The 3,569-nt window shown below is 47.1% G+C and carries 1 protein-coding gene; it reads right to left on the reverse strand.

Going from position 1 to position 3,569, the window contains the following annotated elements; translation table 11 throughout:
• A partial coding sequence (locus ABD031_RS13310) for a type ISP restriction/modification enzyme (RefSeq protein WP_343852255.1) occupies window positions 1-2,485 on the reverse strand: 2,485 nt, incomplete at its 3' end.
• Between the last annotated feature and the right edge of the window lie 1,084 nt (window positions 2,486-3,569).

Raw genomic sequence — 3,569 nt, forward strand, 5'->3', positions numbered from 1 at the left:
AACTGCTTCCCTCAAACTGGCAAGAATACCGACTTAAATAAAAATCCCTTTTCCTACGAGACGGGGTTGGTCGGATGGATACATTTAATTGAGGCCTATGATAGTCGAAAGCATAGCCTCCATACAGCATAAATCGAAAATCGAAAGGTCTATACAAGCACTTTATTGCTCGATCTGAGTTTTTTACTATTGTTCTAGATTTAGATAAAGACCAATCTCTATTGTCTTTCAGTTGGTACTTTGACCTAATTTGATCATCGGATACATTACTATTTAGAAGATCAAATATTCTTTCATTGGCTACTAACTGATCAAAACTAATTGCAAAATCATCTCTATGAGAATTCGGCCCCAATAGTGTTATTTTCAGTATTTCATTTAGGGGAAAACCATTTTGATAAATACCTTGAAGATTCGAATCCTTTCTGACAAAGAAATACATAGGATCCTTCAAGTTTACCTCGCTGAAATTAACTTGGCTCATTTTATTCTCTATTAGGAAAGAATATTTTCCTTCTCTTTTTCCATATAAATCAAAATGAAAGACTTTCCCTAAATCAAATTCTTTTTTCTGCCCTGTTTTGATAAAGAAATTAATTGAGACACCCTGCATGATATCAAACACATTCACATCCGGACTTCCATCAGGAGCGGTTTCTTTTTTCTTGCTATTTCCATGCAAATCAATCGTATAGATTTTATCAAAAGTCTTTAGCAAGTTCCATCGCATTCCCCGAAAGGTAGGATTATCCAAAAATCCATGAGGATTAATATAAGCCAAAATTCCGCTTCCATTTTTTTCAATAAAATGCTGTCCATAGCGGATAAATTTGACATAGTCGTCATTGATCCATTTTGGATTTCGCTCATTGAGTTTTTCCTTTCCTCCGGGCTCTTTTTTATAATCCTCCATCAGATCCATAATCCAGTCTCCTTTGTTGGAGCTTTCGCCTGAATAAGGCGGATTCCCAGCCACAATCATCACAGGCGCATCCCGTTTGATCTGGTTGGCTTCGGAAGCTTCGGCAGAGAGCCAGTTGGCAAAGAGGGTTCCGGTGTCCTTGTGGTACTCTTCCAGGGAATTGGTCAGGTAGATGCGGAATCTCTGGTTTTTGGTTCCGGTGTAGCCAGTTTGCTTCAGAAGCAGGTCCAGCTTGAGGTGCGCCATGGCATAGGAAGCCATCAGGAGTTCGAAGCCATTGATGCGCGGCAGCAGGTGATTCTCCACATAGGAATTCCAGAGGCCCTGCTGCCCTTTCATCTTGTCATAGATCTGCTGGATGGCTTCGGCCACAAAGGTGCCTGTCCCGGTAGCCGGATCGAGGAACTGCACCCGATGCACTTCCTGCTCCACCTCCCTCATCCCGCCGGAGAATCGCTTGTCATGGGTAGGGATAGGTACTTTGATCTTGGTCTTGGAGGTATCGGCCAGACCCATCGGCAAGTCGAACTCGGTGACCAGAATCTCATCCACGGCCCGGATGATAAAGTTCACCACGGGATGGGGCGTGTACCAGACCCCGCGCTGCTTGCGAAGCTTGGGATCGTATTGGCTCAGGAAGTCCTCGTAAAAGTGGATGATGGGATCCTCCATCTTGGTGGATTTGCCGAAGTTTTTCAGGATGGCATCCACGTCAGCCGCCCGGAAGATATCGGCCAGCGCATCCACGATCCAAGTGATACGTCCGTCCAGATCGTATCCGGCGATGTATTGGAAGAGCTTTCGCAGGAAGGGATTGGACTTGGGGATCAGTTCGGCAGCTTCCTGTCGGCTGAAGGTGTCCAGGGAGGTGTCGTAAAGCCGCGCCGCAAACATGCCGTAGGCGATGGTTTGGGCGTAGACGTCGGAGAATTGCTTGGGTGTGATGTCGTGGATGAGGATCTCTTTGAAGGCATTCATCTGATCCTTCAGCGTGGAATTGTCCTGATGCTCTTCGTCGCTTTCGAGTGCGGCTTGGATCACGTTGGCGAGCAGTCGGGCCTTTCCGGCCATCATCTCGGCGAGCTTTTTGGAGCTCTTGATCGTCTGTCCGATGTGGGTGGTAAACTCCCGAATCAGGAGTTCGAAGGCCGGGAAGTTGTGGGGAAGGGCAAGGATCTTTCCCTGATCGATCACGCCGATGCGGACGGAGGTGGCGAGTTCGCCGTTTTTGTAATAGTAGAAGTCGAGGTAGTCGGTGAAGATGAGGTTGTCCAGCGAACCCTTGTACCGATCAAATTGCTCTTTGTTGCCGTTCTTTTTGGCCCCAATCAGATCCGAGTCTCCGATATCCTTGGCCTCGATGTAGCCGACGGGGATTTCCTTTTTGTTCGTCAGGATGTAGTCCGGTGCCCCGCAGGCCTGCCGCTTGGGTTCGTTGGTAGCGGAGATATGGGGGACCAGGCTTTCGAGGAGGTTTTGGAGGTCGCCGCGAAAGGTGTGTTCGGTGGCGTGGCCCAGGCGATATCGGGAGTTGATGCTTTGGACGTATTCGGCAGTGGTCATGAAAATGGGTTGGTGGGCAAGAACTCCCTAAAGATATCATTTACCCTGAAAACGAAAAGCATGTTTTAAATTGGGAGAAGAGATTTAGGTTCTCCGGGATGGATGAGAACAACCAGATCGACCACCATCGGGTCTGCCTGTGGAAGCGGGGTCAAGGGAATGGTCATGGCTTCATCTTTTTCCATGGATTGCACCCATGGCTACTCAAGGTTTGATCCCTTCGGGATCATTACCTACAACATTTAAGCACTATCAAGACCAGCCGTTGAAACGGCTGGCAATCACATCGGACTTCCCGATGGGACTTTTATCCTATGCTTTCTATGATCCCGAGACAGAAAAAAAATCAATTAAATGGTTTCCGGTCTGTGAGGACACAGACCGGAAAGGGGTTGGGTATTGTCGAAAAATGATCCTGAAAGAGTCTAACCTTTCAATAGCCCCTGGTAAAACCGGGGGTATCAAGAAACAAGTTCGACCCCGATAGGGTCGTGGGGATGGAAAGGTTGTTTCGATATCCATGGGTTCCGCCCATGGCTATTCAAGGTTTGATCCCTTCGGGATCATTACCTACAACATTTAAGTGCTATCAAGACCAGCCGTTGAAACGGCTGGCAATCACATCGGTCGTCTCGATGGGACTTTTATCCTATGTTTTCTATGATCCCTATGCGGTAAAAAAATCAATTAAATGGTTTCCGGTCTGTGAGGACACCGACCGGGGCATTGAGTGTTGTCGAAAAATGACCCTGAAGGGGTCTAACCTTTCAATAGCCCCCGGTAAAACCGGGGGTATGAGTGTGCGGAAGGAGTTCCGGCAACCCTGAAAGGGTTGAACTTATAAAAGATACTTCGGATCAAATTCAATTTCATGTTCTTCAAGCAAGGGGGGAGACACAGTCCGGTGCGGAGAAAATGAAATATGGTCCGTCCCGATGGGACTCTAAAATCAGGTGTTAAACTTTTTACCAGCCGTTGAAACGGCTGGCAGTCACATCCGTCGAGAGTGTTCAATTAAGTGTGTCTGCTAAATTCACATCAAATGAAAAAAAGACAGACAATTGAGGATTTGTTAAATGATCCC

Source organism: Algoriphagus jejuensis, from assembly GCF_039523455.1.
Classification (GTDB): domain Bacteria; phylum Bacteroidota; class Bacteroidia; order Cytophagales; family Cyclobacteriaceae; genus Algoriphagus; species Algoriphagus jejuensis.